Annotated in this window: 28 protein-coding genes, 1 rRNA gene and 1 other annotated feature; of the genes, 4 read left to right on the forward strand and 25 right to left on the reverse strand. The window is 44.9% G+C overall.

Annotated elements, in window-relative coordinates:
* Window positions 1-16: 16 nt before the first annotated feature.
* The 21 genes from ABSY64_RS04085 to ykzS form a co-directional block, all read right to left on the reverse strand.
* On the reverse strand, window positions 17-1,024 hold the full coding sequence (locus ABSY64_RS04085) for an NAD(P)H-dependent glycerol-3-phosphate dehydrogenase (RefSeq protein ID WP_349641796.1): 1,008 nt from the start codon (window positions 1,022-1,024) through the stop codon (window positions 17-19).
* Window positions 1,017-1,985 carry an HPr(Ser) kinase/phosphatase gene (gene hprK / locus ABSY64_RS04090; RefSeq protein WP_349641797.1) on the reverse strand — a complete coding sequence of 323 codons (969 nt, stop codon included), beginning with the start codon at window positions 1,983-1,985 and terminating at the stop codon, window positions 1,017-1,019. Before hprK ends, ABSY64_RS04085 begins: the two co-directional genes overlap by 8 nt.
* A gap of 1 nt (window position 1,986) precedes the next feature.
* The gene (locus ABSY64_RS04095) at window positions 1,987-2,346 is read right to left on the reverse strand and encodes a phage holin family protein (RefSeq protein WP_349641798.1); all 360 of its coding nucleotides are present in this window, start codon (window positions 2,344-2,346) and stop codon (window positions 1,987-1,989) included.
* 122 nt (window positions 2,347-2,468) lie between these two features.
* Window positions 2,469-3,143: a phosphate signaling complex protein PhoU gene (gene phoU, locus ABSY64_RS04100; RefSeq protein WP_349641799.1), complete on the reverse strand. Its 675-nt coding sequence runs from the start codon at window positions 3,141-3,143 to the stop codon at window positions 2,469-2,471.
* Between the two features lie 28 nt (window positions 3,144-3,171).
* Entirely contained in the window at window positions 3,172-3,939 is a 768-nt protein-coding gene (pstB, locus tag ABSY64_RS04105) for a phosphate ABC transporter ATP-binding protein PstB (RefSeq protein WP_349641800.1), read from the reverse strand.
* Window positions 3,936-4,778, reverse strand: coding sequence for a phosphate ABC transporter ATP-binding protein PstB (pstB, locus tag ABSY64_RS04110; protein WP_349641801.1), 843 nt, complete (start codon window positions 4,776-4,778; stop codon window positions 3,936-3,938). Before pstB (ABSY64_RS04110) ends, pstB (ABSY64_RS04105) begins: the two co-directional genes overlap by 4 nt.
* Window positions 4,779-4,789: 11 nt before the next feature.
* A complete protein-coding gene (gene pstA, locus ABSY64_RS04115; protein ID WP_349641802.1) occupies window positions 4,790-5,674 on the reverse strand; it encodes a phosphate ABC transporter permease PstA in 885 nt (294 codons plus the stop codon).
* Window positions 5,674-6,597 (reverse strand): phosphate ABC transporter permease subunit PstC, encoded by a 924-nt coding sequence (gene pstC, locus ABSY64_RS04120; RefSeq protein WP_349641803.1) that lies wholly within the window; start codon window positions 6,595-6,597, stop codon window positions 5,674-5,676. Before pstC ends, pstA begins: the two co-directional genes overlap by 1 nt.
* An 18-nt stretch (window positions 6,598-6,615) precedes the next feature.
* On the reverse strand, window positions 6,616-7,497 hold the full coding sequence (locus ABSY64_RS04125) for a phosphate ABC transporter substrate-binding protein PstS family protein (protein WP_349641804.1): 882 nt from the start codon (window positions 7,495-7,497) through the stop codon (window positions 6,616-6,618).
* 124 nt (window positions 7,498-7,621) lie between these two features.
* Window positions 7,622-8,770 (reverse strand): recombinase RecA, encoded by a 1,149-nt coding sequence (gene recA / locus ABSY64_RS04130; protein WP_349641805.1) that lies wholly within the window; start codon window positions 8,768-8,770, stop codon window positions 7,622-7,624.
* 135 nt (window positions 8,771-8,905) lie between these two features.
* Window positions 8,906-9,490, reverse strand: coding sequence for a CDP-diacylglycerol--glycerol-3-phosphate 3-phosphatidyltransferase (pgsA, locus tag ABSY64_RS04135; RefSeq protein ID WP_349641806.1), 585 nt, complete (start codon window positions 9,488-9,490; stop codon window positions 8,906-8,908).
* An 11-nt stretch (window positions 9,491-9,501) separates the two neighbouring features.
* Entirely contained in the window at window positions 9,502-10,359 is an 858-nt protein-coding gene (locus ABSY64_RS04140) for a helix-turn-helix domain-containing protein (RefSeq protein WP_349641807.1), read from the reverse strand.
* A 10-nt stretch (window positions 10,360-10,369) separates the two neighbouring features.
* On the reverse strand, window positions 10,370-11,638 hold the full coding sequence (gene yfmH, locus ABSY64_RS04145) for an EF-P 5-aminopentanol modification-associated protein YfmH (protein ID WP_349641808.1): 1,269 nt from the start codon (window positions 11,636-11,638) through the stop codon (window positions 10,370-10,372).
* A gap of 8 nt (window positions 11,639-11,646) precedes the next feature.
* On the reverse strand, window positions 11,647-12,888 hold the full coding sequence (locus tag ABSY64_RS04150; protein ID WP_349641809.1) for a M16 family metallopeptidase: 1,242 nt from the start codon (window positions 12,886-12,888) through the stop codon (window positions 11,647-11,649).
* An 86-nt stretch (window positions 12,889-12,974) separates the two neighbouring features.
* The gene (locus ABSY64_RS04155) at window positions 12,975-13,820 is read right to left on the reverse strand and encodes an amino acid ABC transporter substrate-binding protein (RefSeq protein WP_349641810.1); all 846 of its coding nucleotides are present in this window, start codon (window positions 13,818-13,820) and stop codon (window positions 12,975-12,977) included.
* Window positions 13,820-14,458 (reverse strand): amino acid ABC transporter ATP-binding protein, encoded by a 639-nt coding sequence (locus ABSY64_RS04160; protein ID WP_349641811.1) that lies wholly within the window; start codon window positions 14,456-14,458, stop codon window positions 13,820-13,822. Before ABSY64_RS04160 ends, ABSY64_RS04155 begins: the two co-directional genes overlap by 1 nt.
* A 4-nt stretch (window positions 14,459-14,462) precedes the next feature.
* Window positions 14,463-15,104, reverse strand: coding sequence for an amino acid ABC transporter permease (locus tag ABSY64_RS04165; protein WP_349641812.1), 642 nt, complete (start codon window positions 15,102-15,104; stop codon window positions 14,463-14,465).
* 64 nt (window positions 15,105-15,168) lie between these two features.
* Window positions 15,169-15,392: a binding site (T-box leader), on the reverse strand.
* A gap of 41 nt (window positions 15,393-15,433) precedes the next feature.
* On the reverse strand, window positions 15,434-15,961 hold the full coding sequence (gene mreD / locus ABSY64_RS04170) for a rod shape-determining protein MreD (protein WP_349641813.1): 528 nt from the start codon (window positions 15,959-15,961) through the stop codon (window positions 15,434-15,436).
* On the reverse strand, window positions 15,961-16,818 hold the full coding sequence (mreC, locus tag ABSY64_RS04175; protein WP_349641814.1) for a rod shape-determining protein MreC: 858 nt from the start codon (window positions 16,816-16,818) through the stop codon (window positions 15,961-15,963). Before mreC ends, mreD begins: the two co-directional genes overlap by 1 nt.
* Before the next feature lie 70 nt (window positions 16,819-16,888).
* Window positions 16,889-17,896 (reverse strand): rod shape-determining protein, encoded by a 1,008-nt coding sequence (locus ABSY64_RS04180; protein ID WP_349641815.1) that lies wholly within the window; start codon window positions 17,894-17,896, stop codon window positions 16,889-16,891.
* Window positions 17,897-17,990: 94 nt separating this feature from the next.
* Window positions 17,991-18,164 carry a protein YkzS gene (gene ykzS, locus ABSY64_RS04185; RefSeq protein ID WP_349641816.1) on the reverse strand — a complete coding sequence of 58 codons (174 nt, stop codon included), beginning with the start codon at window positions 18,162-18,164 and terminating at the stop codon, window positions 17,991-17,993.
* A gap of 105 nt (window positions 18,165-18,269) precedes the next feature.
* Between ykzS and ABSY64_RS04190 the strand changes: the two genes are divergently transcribed.
* Window positions 18,270-18,968 (forward strand): MucBP domain-containing protein, encoded by a 699-nt coding sequence (locus ABSY64_RS04190; RefSeq protein ID WP_349641817.1) that lies wholly within the window; start codon window positions 18,270-18,272, stop codon window positions 18,966-18,968.
* On the opposite strand, the gene miaA is transcribed toward ABSY64_RS04190, so the two are convergent.
* Complete coding sequence (gene miaA, locus ABSY64_RS04195; protein WP_349641818.1) at window positions 18,960-19,859, reverse strand: tRNA (adenosine(37)-N6)-dimethylallyltransferase MiaA; 900 nt, start codon at window positions 19,857-19,859, stop codon at window positions 18,960-18,962. The two genes, ABSY64_RS04190 and miaA, sit on opposite strands and share 9 nt — an antisense overlap.
* A gap of 88 nt (window positions 19,860-19,947) precedes the next feature.
* On the opposite strand from miaA, the gene ABSY64_RS04200 reads away from it, so the two are divergent.
* Window positions 19,948-20,133 (forward strand): DUF3042 family protein, encoded by a 186-nt coding sequence (locus tag ABSY64_RS04200; protein ID WP_349641819.1) that lies wholly within the window; start codon window positions 19,948-19,950, stop codon window positions 20,131-20,133.
* 27 nt (window positions 20,134-20,160) lie between these two features.
* On the opposite strand, the gene ABSY64_RS04205 is transcribed toward ABSY64_RS04200, so the two are convergent.
* Together ABSY64_RS04205 and ABSY64_RS04210 are read right to left on the reverse strand one after the other, a co-directional pair.
* A complete protein-coding gene (locus ABSY64_RS04205; RefSeq protein WP_349641820.1) occupies window positions 20,161-20,562 on the reverse strand; it encodes a rhodanese-like domain-containing protein in 402 nt (133 codons plus the stop codon).
* An 86-nt stretch (window positions 20,563-20,648) separates the two neighbouring features.
* Window positions 20,649-21,338: an adaptor protein MecA gene (locus tag ABSY64_RS04210; protein ID WP_349641821.1), complete on the reverse strand. Its 690-nt coding sequence runs from the start codon at window positions 21,336-21,338 to the stop codon at window positions 20,649-20,651.
* A gap of 192 nt (window positions 21,339-21,530) precedes the next feature.
* Here ABSY64_RS04210 and ppk1 point away from each other — a divergent pair, with 192 nt between their 5' ends.
* Complete coding sequence (gene ppk1 / locus ABSY64_RS04215; protein WP_349641822.1) at window positions 21,531-23,606, forward strand: polyphosphate kinase 1; 2,076 nt, start codon at window positions 21,531-21,533, stop codon at window positions 23,604-23,606.
* Window positions 23,607-23,623: 17 nt separating this feature from the next.
* Window positions 23,624-24,586 carry a Ppx/GppA phosphatase family protein gene (locus tag ABSY64_RS04220; protein WP_349641823.1) on the forward strand — a complete coding sequence of 321 codons (963 nt, stop codon included), beginning with the start codon at window positions 23,624-23,626 and terminating at the stop codon, window positions 24,584-24,586.
* A gap of 103 nt (window positions 24,587-24,689) precedes the next feature.
* Here the strand turns inward: ABSY64_RS04220 and rrf are convergent.
* Window positions 24,690-24,791 (reverse strand): 5S ribosomal RNA (gene rrf, locus ABSY64_RS04225); the annotation flags it as partial.

Consider the following 24,791-nt stretch of genomic DNA (forward strand, 5'->3'; position numbering starts at 1 on the left):
TTTCTTAAATCAGAATTTATTCGTTTTTTAATGGTCGTGTCATCAAAGTTTCAATCTCAGAGTCGATGTTAGCCCCTTGATAAAGTACTTGGTAAATCGCTGTCGTGAGCGGAATGGCCAAGCCCTCTTTTTGAGCAAAGTCGTAAACGGCTTGCGTTGTATTCACGCCTTCAATCACCATGCCCATATCAGCTTGTACACTAGCCAAGTCCTGGCCCTGTCCTAAGGAACGACCAGCCCGGTAGTTACGTGAGTTGGGTGACATCCCCGTCACAATCAAATCACCTAAGCCGGCAAGCCCCAAGAAAGTTTCGGCTTGCGCGCCCATGGCTTTTCCAACCCGGCGCATTTCAACCAAACCACGGGTCAACAAGGCCGCTTGGGCGTTAACACCGTAGCCTTTCCCGACCAAGATTCCGGAACCGATGGCAATGATATTCTTCAAAGCCCCGCCAAGTTCTGAACCAAGCAAGTCGTCATTGGTATAAGGCCGGAAATGATCATTGGCCAAAACCTTTTGTAGGGCTTGTGCCGCTGCTAAGTCGGTCGAACCAATTGAAACGGCAGTTAAATCATGGGCCACAACGTCTTCGGCATGCGATGGGCCGGAAATAACGGCCAAACCGCTATAGTCTTTGGCAGGAATTTCTTCAGCAATCATCTGCGAAATCCGCTTGTGCGTGCCACTTTCCAAGCCCTTAGTAGCATGAGCCAAGACAACGGGCGTTTCCCGTTGATCCAATAACCTGGCAAGCTCTTGAGCGACCTGACGAACTGCCTTGGTGGGGACAACCATCAAAACAATGTCAGCATCGTTCACAGCGGTAGCCATGTCTGCTGTTGCCTTCAAGGCTTCATGCAACTTAGCCTTAGGCAGGTAATGAGCATTGGTGTGTTTTTGGTTGATCTCAGCGGCTTGTTCAGCGCGGTGAGACCAAATCGTCACCTCGACATTGTTGGCGGCGATATTATTCGCTAGCGCAGTTCCCCAAGAACCAGCTCCTAGCACTGCTACTTTAGTCATGATTTTCCTTGTTTTCTTCGTCAATCTTTTCGTTCTTGGCGATTTCTTGATCCATGCGCTTATTTAGGGTTTCCAAGGCGTCAAAGCCCATGTTGGTCGTCCTAAACTTAACGGCGGCGGCATCAATGACAGAAGCCGTGTTACGACCAGGCGTAACGGGAACAACCATGCGCTTGAGCTTAACGCCTAGAATCTCGATTGAGTCGTTTTCGTTACCTAAACGATCAAAGTTCTCTTCACCGATTTTCCCATTAGATAAGTGGATGTTAATTCGGATGGAAGCGTGTGAACGGACAGAAACTGCTCCGTAGACTTGCTGGACATCAATGATACCAACCCCACGGACTTCCATCATGTTGCGAAGAACGGTTGAAGGTTCCCCAATCAAACGCTCTTCATCTTCTTGGTGAATATCAACACGGTCATCGGCAACCAAGCGAGCTTTACCCTGTTGAATCAGCTCAAGGGCAGATTCGGTTTTGCCGATTCCGGCATCCCCGGTAATCAAAACCCCCATACCGTGAACATCAATCAAAACGCCGTGGACGCTTTGACGGGGTGCCAATTGACCCCCAAGGTAGTAGGTCATGTTGGACAAAATCTGTGAAGAAGTCAAAGAGGTGGTCAAGATTGGAATCTTAGCATCTGCGGCGGCTTCCTTCAGTTCGTCACTGATAGGCAAATCTGTTGAAACGACAAAGGCAGGCGTGCGCTTGTCGGCCATCTTGCGATAAACCATCAACAATTCATCGTGTTGCATACGCGTTGAAAATGAAGTTTCCGTAATTCCCAACAACTGAACTCGTTCAGGAGCGTAGTAGTTGAAATAACCAGTCATTTCCAAACCGGGGCGACTAATATCCGCCGTCGAGATGGGACGGTCCAGGTATTCTTGCCCAGTCACAATTTGCAAACGTGTGTTAGCTACTAGATCTTTAACCGTTACGACTTTTTGTCCCATCTTACTCTCTTTCGATTTTGACTTGTTTACGATCAGAAAAAATAAAACTCACTACCGCCAAAATAATGGCAACGAGCATCGCCCACCAAAATGATGAAAAGGCGAAGCCACCAACTAAGTGGGCGGTGATTTCCAGCAGGATTGTATTGACAACAATCAAGAAAATCCCCATCGTTACGATGACAAGCGGTAATGATAACAACAGTAAAATTGGCTTTAGCACAACATTTAAGACGGCTAAAACCAAGGCAGCCACTGCGGCTGCTCCCATATTCTCTAAATGAAAGCCGCTAGGAAAAAGCATGGCACATGCTAAGAAAACGGCTAAGTTCAATGCAACGTTCGTAATAAAGCGTAACATGCAATCCTCCGGCTTTCAGGATAACGGTCGAAACCGCGTCCTCCCAATAGCTTTATTATATCAAATTACCGCTAAGGGGTAAAAAATTAAGGCAAGTAAAAAAGGCCTGACGGCCTTTTTGCTTAGATAAAGTAATTATAACCAGGATTTAGTTCGATAATTTTACCGGTCCGCTTATAAACGATCCATTCCGCGATATCGGTTGTGTAGTCACCGGTACGCTTAATGTAACCGGCAATCACCAAGTAGTCGGCTGCTGAATCAACCAATTCTGGATCTTCCTTCATGCCGTTAACGGAATCCGTTCGAACCTTGGCAGCGGCATCTGAAAGCTGGTGGTTTTTAGCAGCAATGGCTTCAGCACCCAGGGCATCGTTTTGAACATAATAGTCCATGACTTCTGACACCATTTGGGCAACCAACTCCCCCATCTTACCGAGTTGCGCTTCAACGTCCTTCATGTGCTTTGTACCCTTCACACGAATCGTAGAAGTGGCAATGTTACGGGCCTGATCACCCATGCGTTCCAGCACTGAAACCGCCTTCAAAATCGTCACGATTTCACGCAAGTCCGTCGTAACGGGCTGGTAAAGGGCAATCATTTCAAAAGATTTCTTTTCAATGGCTGCTTCACGTTCATTGATCTTGTAGTCGTGATCAATAATCTTACGAGCACCTTCACGATCGTGTTTAATGAAGGATTGTACCGCTTCTTGAATTGTCTGGGAAACTAACTTCCCCATTTCCGTAAAGGAAGAATCTAAATCTGCTAGTTCTTCATCAAATAAACGTCGCATATGGGCATCCTTTCTTGTTTAAACCATTTTAACCGAAACGGCCAGAAATGTAATCTTGGGTTTCCTTTTGGCTAGGATCAATGAAAATCTTACGGGTGTCATCAACTTCAATCAAGGAACCATTCAAGAAGAAGGCCGTTCGGTCTGAAATTCGAGAAGCCTGCGACATCGAATGAGTCACAATGATCATGGCATATTGGTCATGCAAGTTCATCAAAGTCTCTTCGATGTTGTGGCTGGAAACGGGATCCAAGGCTGAAGTTGGTTCATCCAGAAGCAAGAGTTCGGGCTGCGTGGCCAAGACACGTGCGATTGAAACACGCTGTTGCTGTCCACCAGACAAACCGAGTGCTGACTTTTGCAAGTCGTCTTTGACTTCCTCCCAGATAGAGGCAGCCTTCAAGGATTCTTCCATGGCCTGATCCAAAACCTTGCGGTCCTTTACCCCTGCCAAACGCAAACCGAAGACAACGTTGTCATAGATTGAAAATGGAAAGGGATTGGGCTGTTGAAAGACCATGCCGATTTTCTTACGGAGATCAACCGTGTCGGTTGTCGGCGCATAGATATCGGAGCCGTTGAAGTTAAAGGAACCTGTCACGGTAACGTTATCTTCCAAATCGTGCATGCGGTTTAGCGCGCGCAAGTAGGTCGACTTACCGGAACCAGAGGGCCCAATTAAGGCCGTAATCCCCTTTTTAGGGAAATCCAGGTCAATGCCGTGTAAAGCTTCTTTTTGACCGTACCAGAGGCGTACATCGCGGGTTATTAAGATTTTATCTGCTTGATTGATCATCCAAAGTTACCTGAAATATAATCGTTGGTTAACTGAACCTTAGGTCGAGTAAAAATCTTTCGAGTTAAGTCGTATTCAATGACCTTTCCCATGTGGAAGAAGGCCGTGTAATCACTAATACGAGCAGCTTGCTGCATATTGTGCGTGACGATAATAATCGTATAGTACTTCTTAAGTTCCAAGAGCGTATCTTCAAACTGCGCTGAAGAGATTGGATCCAAAGCCGATGATGGTTCATCCAACAGAAGAATATCGGGCTTCAAAGCCAAGGCACGGGCAATCACCAATCGCTGGGCCTGGCCACCTGAAAGAGCCAGTGCTGACTTGTTCAGCTCATCTTTCACCTGGTCCCACAGGGCAGCCTGCTTCAAGCTTGTTTCCACGATTTCATCCAGTTGTTCACGCGTGTATTTGCCACGCTGGGTTAAAGCAAAAGTAATGTTGTCGTAAATGGACTTCGCAAAGGGATTAGGTCGCTGGAAAACCATACCGATATGACGGCGCATTTCGTAGACATCGATATTCTTAGAATTGATGTCCAAGCCACGGTACATAATCTTTCCCGAGACAGTCGCCACACCATCGTTCATGCGGTTAAGCGAACGGAGGAAGGTTGACTTACCAGAACCAGAGGCTCCAATCAGTGAAGTGATTTTATAACGTTCAAAGCGTAAGTCCCCTTCTGACAAGGAAAGCTTGTCGCCATAGCGCACTTGCAAACCTTCAGTTGAGATGGCCACTTCATGCTTGTCGGGACTCATTTCAATGATGTGTCGTTTAGGCGCTTCTTCTGGAATAAACTCCGAAACTGGCTTTAAATCAATGTTAGGATTGGTCATTTTATCGAACCTCACGAACTCGTTAACTTCTTAAACAACTTCATGCCCAATTTACGAGCGGAGAAGTTAAAGATTAAGACCACGATAATCAAGACGGCAGAAGAACCAGCTGAGACAGCGGACAAATCCGGCATAATTCCTTCCGAATTAATCTTCCAAATGTGAACTGCTAAAGCTTCAGCAGGACGCATGGGGCTCAGCGGGGATGAAATATTGAAAGGATTCCAATCGCCAAAGTTCAAGGCCGGCGCGGATTGCCCCGCCGTGAAAATCAAAGCGGCAGCTTCACCGAAGACACGGCCGGCTGACAAAACGACCCCCGTTACAATCGAAGGCACAGAAGCCGGTAGGACAACGTGCAAGACCGTTTCCCAACGAGAAAGGCCTAAAGCAGCACCCGCTTCACGTTGTAAGTTTGGAATTTGGTTTAGGGAAGTTTCAATTGAACGAGTCAAAAGTGGCAAGTTGAAAATGGTCAAGGCAATGGCTCCCGACAAAATCGAGAAACCAATCTTGAACTTGACAACCAAGAGTAAGAAGCCAAAGAGTCCAACAACAACGGAAGGCAAGGATGATAGAATTTCAATCGCCGTACGAACGATGTTGGTCCAAACATTTTGCTTGGCATATTCGTTCAAGTAGATGGCAGCACCCAAGGCAATTGGGAAAGAAATCAACATGGCCAAAACCAAGAGGTAGAAGGAATTAAACAGTTGAATACCGATTCCTCCACCCGCTTCAAAGGAACGCGCAGGTGCAGTCAAGAAATGCCAGGAAAGCTGAGGCAAACCACGGACCAGAATGTAGGCCAACATAGCAAACAGAATCGTCGCTACCAAGCCAGCAATGGCATAAATGGTAATTGTTGCCACTTTATCAGCAGTTTTTGGATTCATTACTTTAGCTCTCCTTTACGTCCAATTAAACGAATCAAGAGGTTGAAAATCAAAGACATGAGCAACAAGATCATGGCAAGGGTCCACAAAACGTTGTTTTGCAGTGAGCCCATGACCGTGTTACCAATTCCCATGGTCAAGACTGAAGTCAAGGTTGAAGCAGGTGTGGTCAAAGAAGTTGGCATCAAGGCCGCGTTTCCAATAACCATTTGCACGGCCAAAGCTTCACCGAAGGCACGGGCCATTCCAAAGACAATCGCCGTTAAAATTCCCGGCGTAGCAGCTCGCAAAACCACCTTGTAGATCATCTGCCAACGGGTCGCACCGATGGCCAAGGCTGATTCTCGATAGTGACGAGGAACAGACTTAAGCGTATCGACCGTCATCGAAGTCACCGTGGGTAAAATCATGACGAAGAGCACGATGGTTCCCGACAAAATTCCAAAACCAGACCCACCGACCGTATCACGCATAAAGGGCACAATCACGTTCAGTCCGATAAAACCGTAAACAACGGAAGGAATTCCGACCAAGAGTTCAATAACCGGTTGCATAATTTTAGCACCGCGCTTTTGAGCGATTTCGGTCATAAAGAGGGCCGTTCCAATCGCAAAAGGCGTCGCCACAATGGCTGCCAGAAAGGTTACTAAGAAAGAACCCAAAATCATGGGCAAGGCACCAACATAAGGTTGGTGGGTATGAGGATTAACAACGGAAGGGTTCCAAGTCGTTCCAAACATAAAGTCCGTAAAGGATACTTTATTTTCGAGGAAGGTCGCCATTCCGCGGCTCATAACAAAGGCAAAAATCAAAATCACAATGCCGGCAATCAAGGCGAGGGCTGAGAAAGAAATAATCTTTCCACGGCGGTCCCGCTTGGTTGACTCGGAGCGTTGCATAATTTTTTTAGTGATACTATCCATTATTTCTCCCTTACTGGATTAGTTCGCACTGATTTTTCCAGACAAAGAACGCTTAATCTGCATATCATTGATTGGAATGTACCCCAGTTTTTTGACCAAGGTGCCCTGAATATGCTTACTGTTGAGGTAGTCCAAGAACTTCTGCACATCAGCCTGGGGCTTACCTAGCGTATAGATATGCTCGTAAGACCAAATCTTGTACTTACCGTTCTTAACGTTCTCATCGTTAGGCGTGACACCGTCAATCTTCGGTGTGCTTACGGTCTTATCCTGGTAGGCAAAGGCCACATAAGAAATGGCACCTGGAGTAGTTGAAACAATCGAACGAACCATTCCGGAAGAATCTTGTTCTTGTGCCTCAACACTTTGCTTGCCGTCCATGGCCCACTTCTCAAAAGCAGCACGGGTTCCGGATCCGGAAGCACGGTTAATGACAACGATCTCTTGATCAGGACCGCCAACTTCGCGCCAATTCTTGATTTTACCAGTGAAAATATCACTTAATTGTGTAAGGGTCAGGTCTTTGACGCCGACCTGTGGATTGATAATTGGGGTAATGCCGACGACAGCGACTTGATGGTCGACCAAGTCCTTCGAATTAATCCCCTTCTTCTCCTCGGCAAACATATCCGAGTTACCAAGATTAACGGCACCCTGGGCAACTTGGCTTAAGCCAGTTCCCGTTCCGCCACCTTGGACGTTAACGAAAATGCCAGGGTTAGCCTTGGCATACTCTTCGCCAGCTGCTTCAACTAAGGGCTGCAGAGCAGTTGAGCCAACAGCCGTAATCGAAGTGCCCGACGAGGATTTATCACGGTTGACATAAGCAAGGCTTAGCAAGGCAATAATGGCCAAGCAAATGACCATTAATGTGGTTGAACCGCGGCGAGATTTTTTCATGAAAAGCTCCCAAAATCAATCATTAATTCGGTTTACAAGAAACCGTGAAAAATAAAATACATAATTGAAACATGTATATTGTAACAAAAAAAAGCAGCCAATATGGCTACTCTTTGGTCTAATCTTAAATGATTGGTTCATCGGTTAATCCATCATCTGAATCACCGAGGTCTAAATCTTGATTTTTACTTTTATTATCGTCTGCCTTGGCTTCCGAATCCTTAGGGGCTTCAGCCTCTTCATCACCATCTTCGGCAATTCCGTATGCAACACGGACCTTTCGGTATAGTTCAGCACGCATCTGAGCATGTTCGGGATCGTCCAAATATTCCTTGGCCTTTTCACGACCCTGTCCAATTCGTTCGCCTTCGTAGGCGTACCAGGCACCAGCCTTATCGACGATATCCTGATCGACGGCCAAATCCAAAATTTCACCAGTTTGTGAAATTCCCTTACCGTACATGATATCAACTTCGGCAACCTTAAATGGTGGGGCGACCTTATTCTTAACGACCTTGACCTTCGTCAAGTTACCCATGACGTCGGATCCGTCCTTAATCTGAGTCGAACGACGAACTTCCAAACGAACAGTCGAGTAGAACTTCAAAGCACGACCACCAGGAGTGGTTTCGGGATTACCAAACATCACCCCAACCTTTTCACGAATCTGGTTGATAAAGATGGCAATCGTTCCCGTACGGTTCAAAGTACCGGCCAACTTACGTAGTGCTTGACTCATCAAACGAGCCTGCAAACCAACGTGGGCGTCACCCATTTCCCCTTCAATTTCGACACGGGGAACCAGGGCAGCAACGGAATCGACAACAATCATGTCAACGGCTCCAGAATTAACCAAAGCATCCGCGATTTCCAAACCTTGTTCGCCAGTATCCGGCTGAGAAAGCAAAAGTTCATCCTTATTAACGCCTAGCGCTTCAGCATACTTTACATCCAAAGCGTTTTCAGCATCGATATAAGCGGCGGTACCACCATGCTTTTGAATTTCAGCAACGGCGTGCAAGGCAATCGTCGTCTTACCAGAAGATTCTGGCCCATAGACTTCAACAATACGGCCCTTTGGATAACCACCAACACCTAAGGCAATATCAAGCTTAACTGATCCCGATGGACTCGTGGCGATTTGGGTAGTGGCGTTATCGCCAAGGGTCATAATTGCCCCTTTACCAAAATTCTTTTCAATGCGCTTAAGCGCGTCATCCAAAGCAGCGCGACGGCCGTCTTGCTTACTCTGGCTTGTTTTCTTTGCTACCATATTGAGCTAACTCCTTATAATCTACAGCATAGTTTACCTGTTTATTTTTTGAAAAGCAAGGCTTTTTCGAACATTTGTTCGCTTATTTTACTTTCCAATTGATTGTACGAAAAAAGCGCCCAAGGCGCTTATTTTTTACATGCCATCTGAGAAAACATCGCGGTTTTGCCAGAAGTAATCGAAACCAGAGTAGATGGTGAAGATTACTGCAATCCACAAGAGAATGTCACCGATGGCAAATCCCATTAAGTTAAAGGGCCAATTGTGCAAGTACAAGAAGACAATGGCAAACATTTGCGAGAAAGTCTTAATCTTACCCGGCATGGCGGCCGCTAGAACCTTACCGTTGTTTTCCACGATAAGAGTACGCAAACCGGTCACGGCCAATTCACGAATAACAATGACAGAAGTCATCCAAGCCGGCACGACCCCAAAAGCTGTCAGATAAATCAAAGCCGTCATCACCAAGAGCTTGTCGGCTAGTGGATCAGCAAACTTTCCAAAATTCGTGACGAGGCCACGGGAACGGGCAATCTTGCCATCCAGGAAATCGGTAATTGAAGCAACCGCAAAGACGATGGCAGCAATAATCCAATTCAAAGGCAAGCTTTCACCCGGTGCTATGATATAGACCGGCCAAGCGTGTGGCACGGACAACAAGAGCATGAAGATTGGAATCAAGAAGATTCGAAAGACAGTTAAACGATTGGGTAAGTTCATGTTAACCTCACTTACTTATTAAAGTTGAAGAGAATGTTCCAAGTTGTGGCCGCAGGGTTCGTTGGCAAATTAGGAACGTCAACATGCTGACCATCAAGTGTTACAGTCGCCTTCGAAACAGCTGAGAACTGAACGTTAACAGCAGCAGTATTTGCTGGAATTTCAATGGTCTTTTCAGTGTTATTGTTGACCATTTCGTTCAACAAAACCTTGCTCGTGGCATCGTTAACCTTAACGTTGGTGCCATTACCCTTGATAACCAGCTTGTGGCTCTTAGCTAACTGGCCGCCAAGTGTGTAGGTCGTCGTTAACTGTTGCGTGTTGGTAGTTGGCTTACCCAGGTTAATCTGATTCTTCTTTGATGAAGATGAAGAAGATGATGACGAACGTGGCACAGACGATGAAGTTACCTGCAAATCATTTTGTGATTGGCTAGAATCATTGTTCTTAGACAAACCAGTGTAGACGGCCCAAATAATAATGATGACGGCCAAAACACCAATGGCAATCCAGATTCGAGGCACCCAGCCCATCAAACGCGTTTTCACGGATTGTGCGCGGTCCACACCGGCACGAACGATACCGTCATCGTCACGGTGAGCGTATGAAAGGTCACCAGTCGTCAAAGGCTTTTCGTCGGCTTCACCCAAAACTTCTTCGGGGTCCAGACCAACGACTTCAGCATACTGACGGGCAAAGGCACGGGCGTAAAACTTACCAGGTAAGTCATCTTCTCGTCCTTCTTCAATTGCCTTGATATAGCTCGGTTGAATCTTAGTCTCGCGACTTAAATCTTCAATTGACCAACCCTTTGCCTTACGAGCTGCCTTTAATTGCTCGCATACTGCTTCTGTTAAAATTTCCGCCATGATTTCCCGCCTAATTTGTTAATTGATATTGGATTAAATGTGTATCCTTAAAAAGATGTTGCGCTAATTCGACGATTTGATCGTATTGAACGTTTCTTATCATTTCAATTTTATCAAAGAGCGTTGCCCCACACAAGCTTTCATCCCCGCCAGTCGCAACCTCTTCCAAGGAATTAAGTGATTGTATACTTTCACCAAGACTCGCCACCTTTAAGCTTTCAAATTCTTTACGGCCCTTTTGCAATACTTCAGCATAGTGCAATAGGCGCTCTTGGATGGCCTGGCGTAATTTTTCACTAAACTTACTTTCCGAAAAGAAAGTAATAAATTGATAATTTGGCTGCAGGCTATACTCATAATCAAAGTCTAAATCCAAAATTCCGGCTTCATATAGGCTTTGATACCAATCGGTTTGTTCGCCAAATAATAAGTCTAGTAGCAAATCCACGGCAATAATTCTTTGACTACGTACTGTCTTCATTTCGACAAACGCTGGTAGCCGTAGGCCCCAAGCAGTTTTAACTTGGTTTAGGCCCATGGAACGACTCGCATCAAGGCCTTGGTTGGCTTGCGGAGCATTTGAACTGGCTTGCACCCTAACCTTTTGGCGTTTGAGCTTTGCCTGAACCGTTTGAATTAAGGACCAAGCTTCTGCGGGATTAAAATTACCCGAAACTGTCAGAGTTAAATGGTCGGGCTGATAAAAGGCTTGGTGAAGATCATAGAGCAAGGCTGGGCTAATCGTCTGAATGCTGGCGACACTGCCCGCAATGTCGGTGGCAAGTGCCGAATTCGGATAAATGGTAGCGAGTAAACCCTGATATAATTGCCATTCTGGATTGTCGGCGTACATGCGAATTTCTTCGGCGATGATGCCGACTTCACGTTTAACTTTAGCCTCGGTAAAGTAAGGCTGCTGAACGAATTCTAACAAAAGTGTCAAGGCTTCCGGAAAACGCTGGCTAGTCGAAAAGGTGTAGGAAGTTTGCTGATTATTCGTAAAGGCATTTGCATCTGCTCCCAAAGCACTAAAGCGGTTTAAAACATCCCCGTCGGCCTTGTCGAACATTTTGTGCTCTAGAAAATGTGCGGTTCCCGCCGGAATCCTTTGTTCCTTTCCGCCATCAACCTGAAAAGACTGGGTCAAGGCACCAAAACGGGTCGTCAGACTGGCAAAGGCCCTGTGATAACTTGGTCGTGGATTCAGGAAGACCCGCAAGCCATCTGTAGTGACCAAGTGAATCATTTTTTCTGCTAAATTATGATAAGTTTTTTCCATGGAATTCCTTAGGGATGCAAAATGTACTCTGAAACGGGCCTCATCGCCTGGGCTAACTCTGCGACCTCCTCAGCTGTTACCGCATTAATGGCGGCCTTCTGTTCAGCAAAAGTTGCCACGTTGCCACTGAGTTCTTGCGTTAGCTTTCCACTTAAGAGCGCCCCCGGTAGATCAACCCGTTGGGCCATCTGGTTTAAGAGGTCGGCCTTAGTTGCAGCCAAAGTATTTTCAGAAAAATCACCGTCTCGTAGCGCCTGAATACCGGCAGCAATAATGGCGCGGCTCTCCTCCAGCGCATCCCGGTTGATGCCGGCCGTTAAATAAAGCCAGGAACGGTCCTGCTGCCAACGGCTATCAACACTATAGGCTAAAGAGGCCTCCTCGCGTAGTTGACGAAACATCAGCGAGCTAGGGCCGCCAGCAAGTAAACCATTCAACAAGTTGACATGATAAGGATTGACCTTGCCTTTAAAACGGTAGGACTGTGCCAGCAAAATTTGTTCCATGCCAGCCATTTGTTCGCTTCTTGATTCAAAAGCGCCCTGCCGAGGTTCTATCTGCGCTTGAGACAAGAATGATTTCCGTGCTTCCAAAGGCCAAGTCTGGAAGTAACTTTGCACTTCTTTTTCATCAAAATTACCCAGGACAGCAATGGTTACTTGATCTTGACGAAGCATTTTAGCATGACAAGCCTCCAACTCTTCAGGTTGAATTTTTTCAACCTCGGCAACTTTCCCTAAAGCGGATTCAGCGACAGCCTTTTGATCAAAACTGGCCGCCTTTAATTTTGTGAAAAGATAGCGATCCTTATCATCGCGGATGCTAGCCAATTCTTGCTTCAACGACTGCTTTTCAACCGGCAAAATCGAACTCGCAAATTTTGGATTCGAAAAGACCGGCTGAAAAATCATTCCCTTTAGAAAATCAAATTGCTCAAAGAGGTACTGTGCCGGTTGGCCCATAAACCGAGGCTCCGTGAACTGCAAAGTAAAGCGCAGCTGGTGCAGTCCTCCAAGAAAACCAACATCACTTTGGTAGCGCAGCCCGCCACGCTCAATCAAGGCTTGGGCCAGCGCCTGCTGACTGGGATAAGCTTGTGAAGAAACGGCTTGGATATAACTCAAAAGCGCCCGTCGACTAGTTGTGTCAGACTGGGCGGGTTGGGCAAAGTTCACAATAACTTGCACGCTTTTAAATTGTTGGCTCGGAAACAGGAGCAAATCCACGCCAGGCACTAATTGCTTTTTCAAATCATTTAATCCATTCAATTTACTGCTATTAATCTTATCACTTTCCGGCTTTTATCCGACAAAATAAAAAACGCCTCACGACGTTTTTATCCGAACCATTTCTTTTCCAGTGCTTGTAGTTGACCATTGGCCTTCATCTGGCGCAAACCACGGTCAACAGCCTTCTTCAAACCACGATCACCCTTACGCATTCCAACGACATCCTTACTCATTGGGAAATCGCCATAAGTAATCTGATAGTCTTCAGGGTGAGCTTGGTGGCTGACGTAATAACGTGCATAGTCTTCATCGACTAGCAAACCATCAATTCGGCTCGCATTCAAATCATTGAAGGCCTTGTCGAAAGTGTCATAACCGACTGGCTTGCCACCCTTGATGTAGTTCTTCAACAATTTTGGATACTGGTTCAAAGTGTCATCCCCAGATGATGAAGTCTGATCCCCTAAGACCTTACCCTTCATGTCAGAAAAGTGTTCAATGTTATTTTTCTTCAGTGAAACCACAACCTGGGTAGCCTGGTGGTAAGGCGTTGAGAAAGCGACTTGCTTGGCACGATCTGGCGTAGCTGTGTAACCGTTCCAGATAGCATCAATGTTTCCCGTATTCAATTCCGTTTCCTTCATTGACCAGTCAATCGGCTGCCAATTAACCTTGATGCCCATTTTACCGAAGACAGCGTTGGCTAAATCAACATCAAAACCGGTTAATTCACCCTTGCTGTTACGAAAGCCCATTGGCACAAAAGTATCGTCCAAGCCAATCGTAATCACCTTGCTCGTCTTGATCCGGTCCCATTCATCGGCCTTTACCAAGCGATCTTCGCGAGACACATGGCGTTGACCGTTAACATAGGCCCAGGTCACTAGGATACCTAAAAAAAGTACAGCTAAAACGAGGCTATTCACCACAATCTTTTTCTTACGTGAAACCATTAGCGCTGGACCTCCTTGGCAAAGTCAAAGACCCGGTCTGAAATCTCTTCAGCAAAGGGCTGATCGTGCGTAATGACCATCTGCGTCACTCCGGCACTGCGCAAACTCTTAATCACTTCAGCAACCTGTTGCGTAGATTCCTGATCCAAACCAGAGGTTGGTTCGTCATAGGCGATGATTTGCGGATGCATGGCTAGCGCTCGGGCGATGGCGACACGCTGCTTTTGTCCACCAGAGAGTTGGTAAGGGTACAATTCCGCTTTATCAGCCATCCCCAGTTCCTTTAACAGGTTTATGGCTTCCTTTTTAGCCTCGACTTTGCTCAAACCATTGACGGTCGTAGGAGCCAAAGTGATGTTTTGCAAAACCGTGTAATTAGGGAAGAGGTTGAAATCCTGGAAGATGATTCCAATTTTGCTGTTCAAGCGGCTGTCGTTGATATCAAAGTGGTCATCATCAATCGTGATTGTCCCACGGTCAGCCGTTTCCAAACCAGTCATCACCTTAATCAAGGTTGTTTTACCAATCCCTGAAGGCCCAATGACCGACATCACCTCGCCGTTTTGTACGGTTAAGCTAAGATCTTTAAAAATGAGATTGTCACCGTATGACTTGGTTAAACCTTTAATTTCAATCATCTGCTTACCTCCATACACTCAAACGCTTTTCGCTGCGACGCAAAGCAATGGTAACCAAAGCCGTCATCAACAGGTAGAGAACCCCGACCAAAAGATAAGGGAAAAGCGTGACATCACGACTGGCCGCAATACTTCCGGCACGAAGGATGTCGCCCAAACCAATCACGTAAATCAAGGAAGTATCCTTAACCAAGTTCACCACTTCGTTTCCAAAGGATGGCACCACGATTTTGACCACTTGGGGCAAGATAATCTTAGTGAAGGTTTGGAATTTGTTTAGGCCCAAGACCTTGGCGGCATCGTACTGGCCCTTAGGAATGGCTTGCAAACCACCACGGAAAATTTCAGCCAAGTAAGCCGCGTAGTTAATGATGAAAGCAATGCAAGCTGCTTCGAAACGGGGGAAGGAAATCCCAACCATGCTCAAGCCGTAGTAGATAAAGATCAACTGGAGCAAGAGTGGCGTTCCACGCATCACCCAAATATAACCATTAATCAACCAACGGATGGTGAAGTAGGGACTATTGATTCCCAAGGACACCAAAATTCCCAGCGGCAACGAGCCAATCAAGGTAATAAAGAAAACCCCGAGCGTTAGGCTCAGCCCCGACGTAATGCTGGGCAAAATCTCAAATAAATAATTCATCGTAAACTCCCTTACCCTGTAACTCTCAAACTGAAATAAAAAAGCCCTCTAAGTGAATTAACACTTAGAGGGCGTCAAACCGCGGTACCACCTCATAGATGTCCTAGCATTGCTGCTAAAACCTCGCTCAGTCAATGACTGAATGTGATAACGGACACGGCCGACATAACCTAATTAGTTCAGTTATGCACTCGTAGATGTGGTTCATTTAAAGCCTCTGCCAACTCGCATTAACCGTTAGCTTTCTGTAAGAAGTCTTTAAACTACTCTTCTACTCATCGATTTAGTAATTGCAGAAAGTATAACCCCTGCCGGCTCAGACGTCAAGCTTAAGGTAAAACTTGGAAAAGCGACCAGGTTGGGTAATAACCCAAAGCCGCAATAATTAAGTTTAAAAGTACCGTTGGCAAGAATTCATAAACCATGAAGGTAACAAAAGACAAATTGGCAATATTAATAATAAAGCCAGCCATGTAAGTTACCAAAAGATAAACCGTCGATCCAATCAAAAACAATAAAAGGCCCGACATCAAGCGTTCATCAAAGAAAGAACGCAATTGGAACATCACCACCGTTGATGCCAGAAAGGCAACGGTATAAGTTCCAAAAATCCCCGTGTAATAAATATCAAAGAGAATACCAATCACGGCAACGTAAACCCAGTAAGAGACCTTCATCGCCGTTTCAAACTGAACGGCATAAAAGAGCCAAATCAAAGTCAGCATTGGCAAAACATTAAAGGGAAAATGCGTCAAAATCGGACTCAATGATGATTTTAAATTCCCATCAATGAAGAAGAACAAGAAAAGAACGATTGGATAAATGACTCGAAAACGAAAAATCTGCCAAAGTGCCATTACTTAGTCCCCATCTGTGATACTGCAACCAAGACCGTTGTAATATTACTCAAATCAGCACTTGGTTGAATGTAGACCTTGCGCGACAAACCATAATCATCCGTCGTAACTTCGGCAACCTTACCAACATAAAGGCCGGCAGGGATAACGCCACCCAGTCCAGAAGTTTGAACCAAGTCACCCTTCTTAATCGACTTGCTTGACGTAATTTGTCCCATGACGATTTGGTTATTGTCCGAATCAAAGTCAGAAATAATCCCGTTAATATCGCCTTCCTTACCCTTAATGGTAATGGCGAAACGGTTAGAATCCTCACTGGTATCTGAAATCAGGGCAACCTTCGAGTTAACCGTGTTAACTTCCTTGATACGTCCAATGATTCCGGAACCGGCCATAACCGGCATCCCCTTTTTCAAACCAGCATTCGCACCTTTATCAATGATTAACTGCGACTGCCAAGTCGTTGGTGAACGACTAATCGTAACGGCTGAAACGGTCTTATAATCGGTCAAAGTCGCCTTTAATTTCAATTGCTTTTTCAAGGATTGATTTTCAGCTTCGACAGTCTGCAAACGGACCTTGTCTTGTGCGTAGTCGTCAATCTGTGACTTCAATTTTTGATTTTCTTGGAAAGTGTTTAGCAAGTTACCAACGTTGTTGGCTGACTTACCAATCACATTGGTTGGCGCCGTCATGACACGGCTAACACCACCGGCCAAATCGTTAACCACACGTTGAAAGAATGGTGGTGTGTTCGTTCGCTTAGCCCACCAGTTGGAACCAGCAATCAAACCGACAATCACGAAAAAACCGATTAAGATTGTTACTACTGTTCTTGAAGAAAAAAGCTTTCGCATCAGTTCATTCCTTCCCCGCCTCTTCAAAATAAAAGCGTAGCGAAAACGCCACGCTCCTTAACAAATTCTCTTACTTTTGACGAAGAGCATCCAATGACTTCAATGATTCACCAATTCCATTTGCAACAGCGTCCAAAGGATCGCTAGCAATCAAAACAGGCACCTTGGTGACTTCTTGAATCATCTTGTCCAAGCCACGCAACATGGCTCCGCCACCAGTCAAAACCATACCGTGGTCAATAACATCGGCAGCGATTTCTGGTTGAGTGGCTTCCAAAGTTTCACGCAAGGCGTTCACGATTTCAGCAATTGGTTCTTGAATGGCCATCGAAACATCTTCGGCTGACACTTCATAAGTCTTTGGCAAACCAGTCAAAAGATCACGTCCACGAACCTTGGAGGAAGGAATGTTTTCGGCTTCTTCAAGAGAAACCGTTCCAACATCAATCTTCAGTTGCTCGGCAGTTGGTTCACCAATGGCAGCGTTGTACTTGTTGCGAACAAAGCTTTGAATGGCTTCATCAAGCTTATCGCCAGCAAAGCGAGTTGAACGACTAGAAACGATTCCACCCAAAGAAATTGTGGCAACGTCAGTAGTTCCACCACCAAGATCAACAACCATTGAACCAGTTGGATCCATAACGGGCAAACCTGCACCAACAGCGGCAGCAAATGGCTCTTCCAAAACGAAGGCATCACGAGCGCCCGCAACACGAGCAGCATCAATCACGGCACGACGTTCAACAGCCGTAATACCGGATGGGACACCCAAAGTAACGTAAGGCTTACCAACACGACCACCCAAAGCCTTCTTTAGGTAATATGACAGCATCGCAACCGTCGTATCGTAATCAGCAATGACACCGTCACGCATCGGACGAATGGCGGCGATACTTGAAGGAGTGCGTCCCAACATATCACGTGCTTCGCTTCCAACAGCAATAACTTCATTAGTCTCAGTATTACGTGCGACCACGGATGGTTCACGCAAAACAATGCCCTTGCCTTCTACGTAGACGTAAGTATTTGCTGTTCCTAAATCAATTCCAATATTACGTTGTCCAAATGAAAAAACCACTAGTCTGCCTCGCATTTTTAGGTGAAATCAGTCTTCACCATTTTTAAACTCTATACTTGAGATAATTGTAGCATATTTTAAAAGGGTGAACACGTTATTTTACGCGTAAATAGGTAACCTTGCCGCCACGATGAGCAACGCCTTGAACAGTGTTCTGATAGGCAAAGTCGTGCCAAGCACGTTGAAAAGCAACGAAGTTTTCAGGGCTAATTTCAATCTTATCGATTTTGCCATCTTTTAAATCATTTAATGCTGCTTCAAAGTCCATGCTAAACTCCTATATTTATTCCTCTAGAATTGTAACATAATCGCCCTAATCCCCTATGCAAAGCACCGGGCTATAGTATAATGAAGTGTAAGAAAGGAATTGCTTATGCTAAAAGATGCCGCCCCATTGTGGCTTTACTGTCGCAATATTAGTAACAACACAATTTTATATGGTCCTAAAGAAGTTCAAGGACAAATTGGTGAACGTTACCGAATCAATCAGCCTAACTTTGACAATTATCGTTTTGTCGATGCGACTGGCGAATTGAGTGGGGTTTTAGGCAACCATGAGCAGTCTTTAACACTTTACTACTGCCCTGCAACTTGGGCTCAGGTTCAACGCATTTTAGTTTACCTAGAAATCCAAAAAGAATTGCCGGTATACAGTCAGCCTAGCGATGATAAGGCCGCTATCAAGATTATTCCAGCAGGTTCAAAGTGGCTTACCCGATTGCGCGTAACCACTGATCAACACGAATTCTGGTATCAAATTGGCAACGATGAATGGTTGCAATTTGAAAGCGGCGCAGTTGTTCTAAAAGAACACGAAGACGCAATCGCCAATCAGCGCTATCAAGCCGCTGAAAAAAAGCAAGCCGACCAACAAGTTAATGCGATTATCGACTTCTTACCGGAACAGCTATTGGATTTGGCCGACGAACCATATGGTAAGACCATCAATCAGGTTCCTAACGGTGATTACGTCATGGTTGACGACCATTTCCAGGATGAAAATGAAGTTACTTGGTGCCACATCAAAGACTTAGGTTGGGCAAATGGCATCTACGTTCGGATGCTATCCTAATGCTTTTTGCCAGTTAGAAACTCGCTCTGGTAGTTCAGTTTGGATTTGATCGGCTGGCAACCATTCCAAACCCGGGATTTGGTGACGCCAATAGGTTAACTGGCGCTTAGCATAACGGCGCGAATCCTGTTGGATAGCAGCCTTAACGCTTGCCAAATCGCCCTGCCCTTCAAAGTAAGGGTAAAATTCTTTATAACCAATGGCCTTACCGGCCTGCAAAGAAAGTCCACCAGCTTGATAAAGTTGCTGGGCTTCTTTTTCTATCCCCTGGTCAAACATGAGCTCGACACGGGCATTGATTCGGTCGTAGAGCGCTTGCCTTGGCCAATCTGGTGCAAGGACTAGGCTTTGGTACTCGGGACGACTAGCGCTGTTCTTAAGGCCGTATTTTTGAATTTGAAGGGCACGAATAACACGCTGCTTATTATTCAAATCAACAGTAGCAATAAAATCAGACTGAGGACCCGCCTTTAAGGATTGTACGAGTTCGTCCAAAGATTTCTTTTCGAGCAGTGCTACTTCTTCAGGATTGGATGCTTGAAAGTCTAAGTTTTGCAGCCCTAGCAATGCTTTGACGTAAAAGCCAGTGCCGCCCGTTACAATGGGTAACTTGCCCTTTTGATGAATCGCCAAAATCGCTTCATCGGCAGCTTTGACGAAATCAGCGACTGAAAAGGAAGCCGTCATTGGAATCAAATCGATTAAGTGGTGCACGGCTTGTGCCTGTTCTTCGGCCGTCACTTTCGCCGTTCCAATATCTAGACCTCGATAGATCTGCATTGAATCTGCCGAAACAATTTCACCGTTAAAACATTGTGCCATCTCGATGGCTAGGGCGCTTTTACCGGAAGCAGTGGGTCCTGCGATGACGAGTATGGGAATTTTTGGCATAACTCCTCCTATTATTTTGAACAATCGTATTTACAAAGTTCCGAAAATAAACGATAATGGCAACATAATCCATTTAAAGGAGAGTATGATGAGCAAGTCATTTAAGTTGGGAATCGCTACTGGTTTCTTGGCATCAGCCGCTGCTGTAGCTGGCGCTGCTTTGGGCTATCGCCAAATGGTGGTTAAGCCAGAACAAGAAGCCGAAGATGAATACAACGAAGTTTCAAAGGCAGCTGTCCGCCGTAGCGTGGCAGCCCACCAATCACGCTTCTAAAAAAGAATCGCTAAGCGATTCTTTTTTTTATTTGATCTTGCGACCTTGATATTGTTGATAGCCACCTTTTAACATGTAAAGCTTATCTTTTGGAACTCCTTCTTTACGAAGGCGTCCAGCAACACGAACTGCGCTACCAAGATTATTACCGTACAAAAAGATGTCACGATCATGGCGCAAACCAGAACGTCCTTGTGAAAAATTAATGGCTGGCATACTACGAGCACCCAAAATGTGGGAGCGCTTGTAAGGTTCCTTTTCACGAACATCAATCAATTGGCCATTTTCTTGGGCCAAAAGCTTGGCAAATTCGTCCGCCTTAACAATTTTCCCGCGTGACTTTCCTTGAATCGTCACCCAGGCCCAGTTGAAGAACATAAAGAGAATCCACACCAAGCCAATTTCAAGAACAATTAATAAAATATTCATTACGCCACTCCGTCCTTCATAATAACCATTTCAGTATACCGGATTGGCCCCAATAAAAAAAGATATGCATGAGCATATCTTTTTCTTTAGGCAAAGACCTTATTGAGTTGGCGCAAGGCGTCGTGATCATAAACGACGTCGGCATGTTCTGCTAGAAAAGCAGACGAAAGCTTGCTCTTTTGACCATACTCCAATGCTTCAGCCAATTGATTCTTAAAACTCGTTTCTGAAAGCGTTCCAGCGCGGTAATCAAGGCTCAGGTAAAAGACGCCTTCATAGCGGTAGAGGACCGATGCGACCTCACTCTTAACCAAGAGCGCACTCAAAGAGAGTAACGATTCAAAATCCTTAAAGGTGAAAACCAGCTGTTCGTCATTTGGCAAGGAATCAGACTCCTGTTCCACTGAATTCGAGTCATGTCCGGCCAAAGCCGTCCGTCGATCGTCGGACAACTGATCAATCTGTTCTTCGTTTTCTTCCTTATCAACACGATCCGTTTGGATAATGTTATCAAGGATGTCCGTAATCTGATTCTGGTCATCAAGACGGGAAATGAAGAGTTCCAATCCATCACTGCTTGGTAAAATCTGAAATGAAACCTTGTCATTATCAGCGAAATCATGCTCAGTATCAACTTCAGACAAAATATTATAAAAGAATGATTCAATTTTAGTGCGATCACTTAATAAATCGCGGACCGAAGTACCACGGTCTTGAAGATCCGAATTCTCAATCATAACTCGAATCGTGTGATCATTAATTCGTTCCATTTCCATAATTTAACCACCTTTCATAGAAAAAGGTACTGTAGTAAAACACATTTACTATGTCTATATTTTAACTTTTTTAGGATTAAATAACAATAAAGGTAAATTTACGCATCCAATCAATCGACATCCACCTTAAAGGCCTATATAATCCCCATCATTTGAATTATAATGAGGCAAATAAGAATAAAGGTAGGTTCTATGAACGTCAATAATCCCCATTATTTCAATAGCCGAGAAAGTAGCTGGGTCGACTTCGACTTTCGAGTATTAGAAGAAGCAGCGGATCACACCAATCCCCTGCTAGAACGCTTGCGATTTTTAGGGATTACCCAAAGTAATTTGGATGATTTCTTTAGTGTACGAGTGGCAACACTTTTAAAGAAGAAAAAAGAAAAAGAACCCGATGATGCAGCTGGTAATTCACCACATGAGCAACTCGATGATGTTTTAGATAAAATTCATGCCTTAGTTGCTCGACAAGGTCATATCCTGCGCCGCATGATCTTACCACAGCTCAGTCGCCATCAAATTAAGTTACTCAACTGGAAGAAGTTAAACCAAGGGCAAAAAGAGTACTTCGAAAATTTCTTCGAAGATACGATCTTCCCAGAGATTGAACCGATGCCCGTCGACAGTTCGGGTGAAATTCCATTCTTGGTTAACGACTCGATTAACTTCCTTGTACGGGTGCAAGGACAATCCAAGAAGCAAACCGCAATCATTCCTTTGCCAGGCAACATTAATCGTATACTTGCCCTCCCAGGGGTCGACAACCAATTTATTTTACTTGAGGATGTGATTACCCATTTTCTTCCCCGCTTTTTCCCAGGACAAAGTGTAAAGGCATCAGCCCTATTTAAGATCACCCGCTACATGGATTACGACGTTAACGACCGGAATGCTAAAAAATATAAGCAAGCCATTGTTAAGACACTGGAAGAGCGTGCCCACGGTAATGTTATCCGCCTCGAAACTACCGCGAGTTCCAATCCCGACTTAGTCGAATGGTTGGCCAAGCGCTATCACTTGAAGAAGGCCTATATCTTTACCGCATCCGCACCACTCGAATTGGATTTCGTGAATGCATTGATTAAGCAAGTAAAAGGGCATACGGATTTGTTGTTTCAACCTTTCAGTCCGTACGAAGCACAGCTTTTCCAAGATCATTCAATGTTTGAATTAATTCGGAAAAATGATCTTTTCCTTCATCATCCCTACGATTCCTTCGAGCCAGTTTTACGCTTCGTGCATGAAGCGGCACTTGACCCCAAAGTCATCGATATCAAAATGACGCTCTACCGGGTTTCAAAAGATTCGCCACTAATTCAATCGCTTCTAGAAGCAGCCAAAAAGGGCAAAGAAGTGACCATTATGATTGAGCTAAAGGCTCGGTCAGATGAAGCCAACAACCTCAAGTGGGCAGATGAATTGGAAGCCTCTGGTTGTCAGGTTTTATATGGAATCCCTGGTCTAAAAGTTCATTCAAAGCTCTGTCTCATCACACGCTTAGAAGATCATCAAGAGAAAAATTACGTCCATCTTGCCACTGGAAATTACAATGACAAAACGGCCAAGTTGTACACCGATATGGGCCTCTTCACGGCCAATCCTGCCATCGGCAGAGACGCCGTCAAGATTTTTGATATGTTATCGAAAGAAAGTCAACAGCCCGAACTCGAAGAGCTAGTGATTTCACCAAATAACATTCGCGATTTCTTAATTGCTAAAATCGATCGAGAAATTCGTAATCATAAAGCGGGAAAACCTGCTGCTATTCGAATGAAAATGAACTCCCTTTCCGATATTGAGATGATCAAAAAGTTGTACGAAGCAAATGCAGCAGGCGTTAAAAGTGATTTAATTGTCCGTGGAATTTGTGATTTAAGGACCGGCATACCGGGTGTAAGTGATAAAATCACAGTTCATTCAATTGTGGGTCGCTTACTTGAACATAGCCGCATTTACATCTTTGAAAATGCTGGAAGGGTTGAAACATACCTTTCCAGTGCCGACCTAATGAAGCGTAACCTAAGCCGCCGTGTTGAAATTCTATTTCCGATCCTCGATGCCCGACTCAATGAAGATGTACAAGAAATTTTCACCTGGTTTGAAAAGGACAACGTGAAGGCTCGTACTTTAATTGAAAAAGATCAATGGGCAAGAATCCACCATCGCGGTATCAAATGCTTTAATGTTCAAGAATTCTTGATTAGCAATCGCAAAACTATTGCAGATAAACGACTAAAACAAACTGGATTCCAAATAGAATCCTAAAAATAAAGGAGCGCACAATGGAAAATTTTGCCATTATTGATCTAGGCTCAAATTCAGTTCGACTAGAAGTCGACCAAATTAACGATGATTTATCCTATAAGAACATTCTCGAAACTAAAGAGGTTGTTCGTCTATCGGAAAACATGGGTGAAGAAAATGAACTAAAACGCCCAGCTATCGACCGGACTGTTAAAGCCATCTCATCCTTTAAAGAGCAAATTAAAGATTTACCTAATTTAAATATCAAGGCTGTCGGAACCGCAGCAAGTCGTAACGCCGTCAACCAAGCTGATTTTCTCAAAGAGGTTGAACAGGCAACCGGAATCAAAATTCAGGTTATCAGTGGACAAGATGAAGCGCATTATGACTACCTCGGTGTCATCAACTCACTTGATGTAGTTAACGGCATCATTATGGATACTGGCGGTGCCAGTACAGAGCTCGTCCTTGTTCAAAACGGTGAAGAAATGAACCGGATTAGTATCCCACTCGGAGCTGTCACTCTTTCAGAATCCGAATTAAATCCAGATGTCCCCACGGCGAGCCAGCTCTTCAAACTCTTCGACCGTTTAAACACGATTTATAACGATATCTGGTGGTTAAACCGCGGCTTCAACCTACCCATTATTGCACTCGGTGGTTCAAACCGGACATTAGCTAAGATCAAACGTCGCAATGATCCCAACAGTAAAAATTGGGATGACATCCATGGTTTTCACATGTCGATTGCTGAAGTTAAAAAGATTTTCATTGAGCTTTTGTCTTCAAATCTAGAAGAACGTAAAGCAATTCCAGGTGTCTCAAAAGAACGAGCGGACATTATCATCGGCGGATTATCACCTGCAATCACTTTGATGCGACGGCTCAACTCTGATCGAATGATCTTTTCAAAACGAGGAGTTCGATTCGGACTACTTCACGAACGGCTTGATCAACTTAGAAACAATCAAAACGAAAACGATCAATCGCAAAGTGAATAATAGAGACAAAAAAGCCTCCATTGATGGAAGCTTTTTTGTTATGCAAAATTCAAACAAAAGAAAAAGCAAACCAGATAAACTGATTTGCTTTAAACTATGTACGGCATCGCGTCGTCCTATCCTCGCAGCCAGCGATCCGGCAACTACTTTCGGCGCTATAGAGCTTAACTTCTGTGTTCGAGATGGGTACAGGTGGTTCCTCTAT

It is taken from the genome of Eupransor demetentiae (assembly GCF_963930865.1).
GTDB classification, from domain to species: domain Bacteria; phylum Bacillota; class Bacilli; order Lactobacillales; family Lactobacillaceae; genus Eupransor; species Eupransor demetentiae.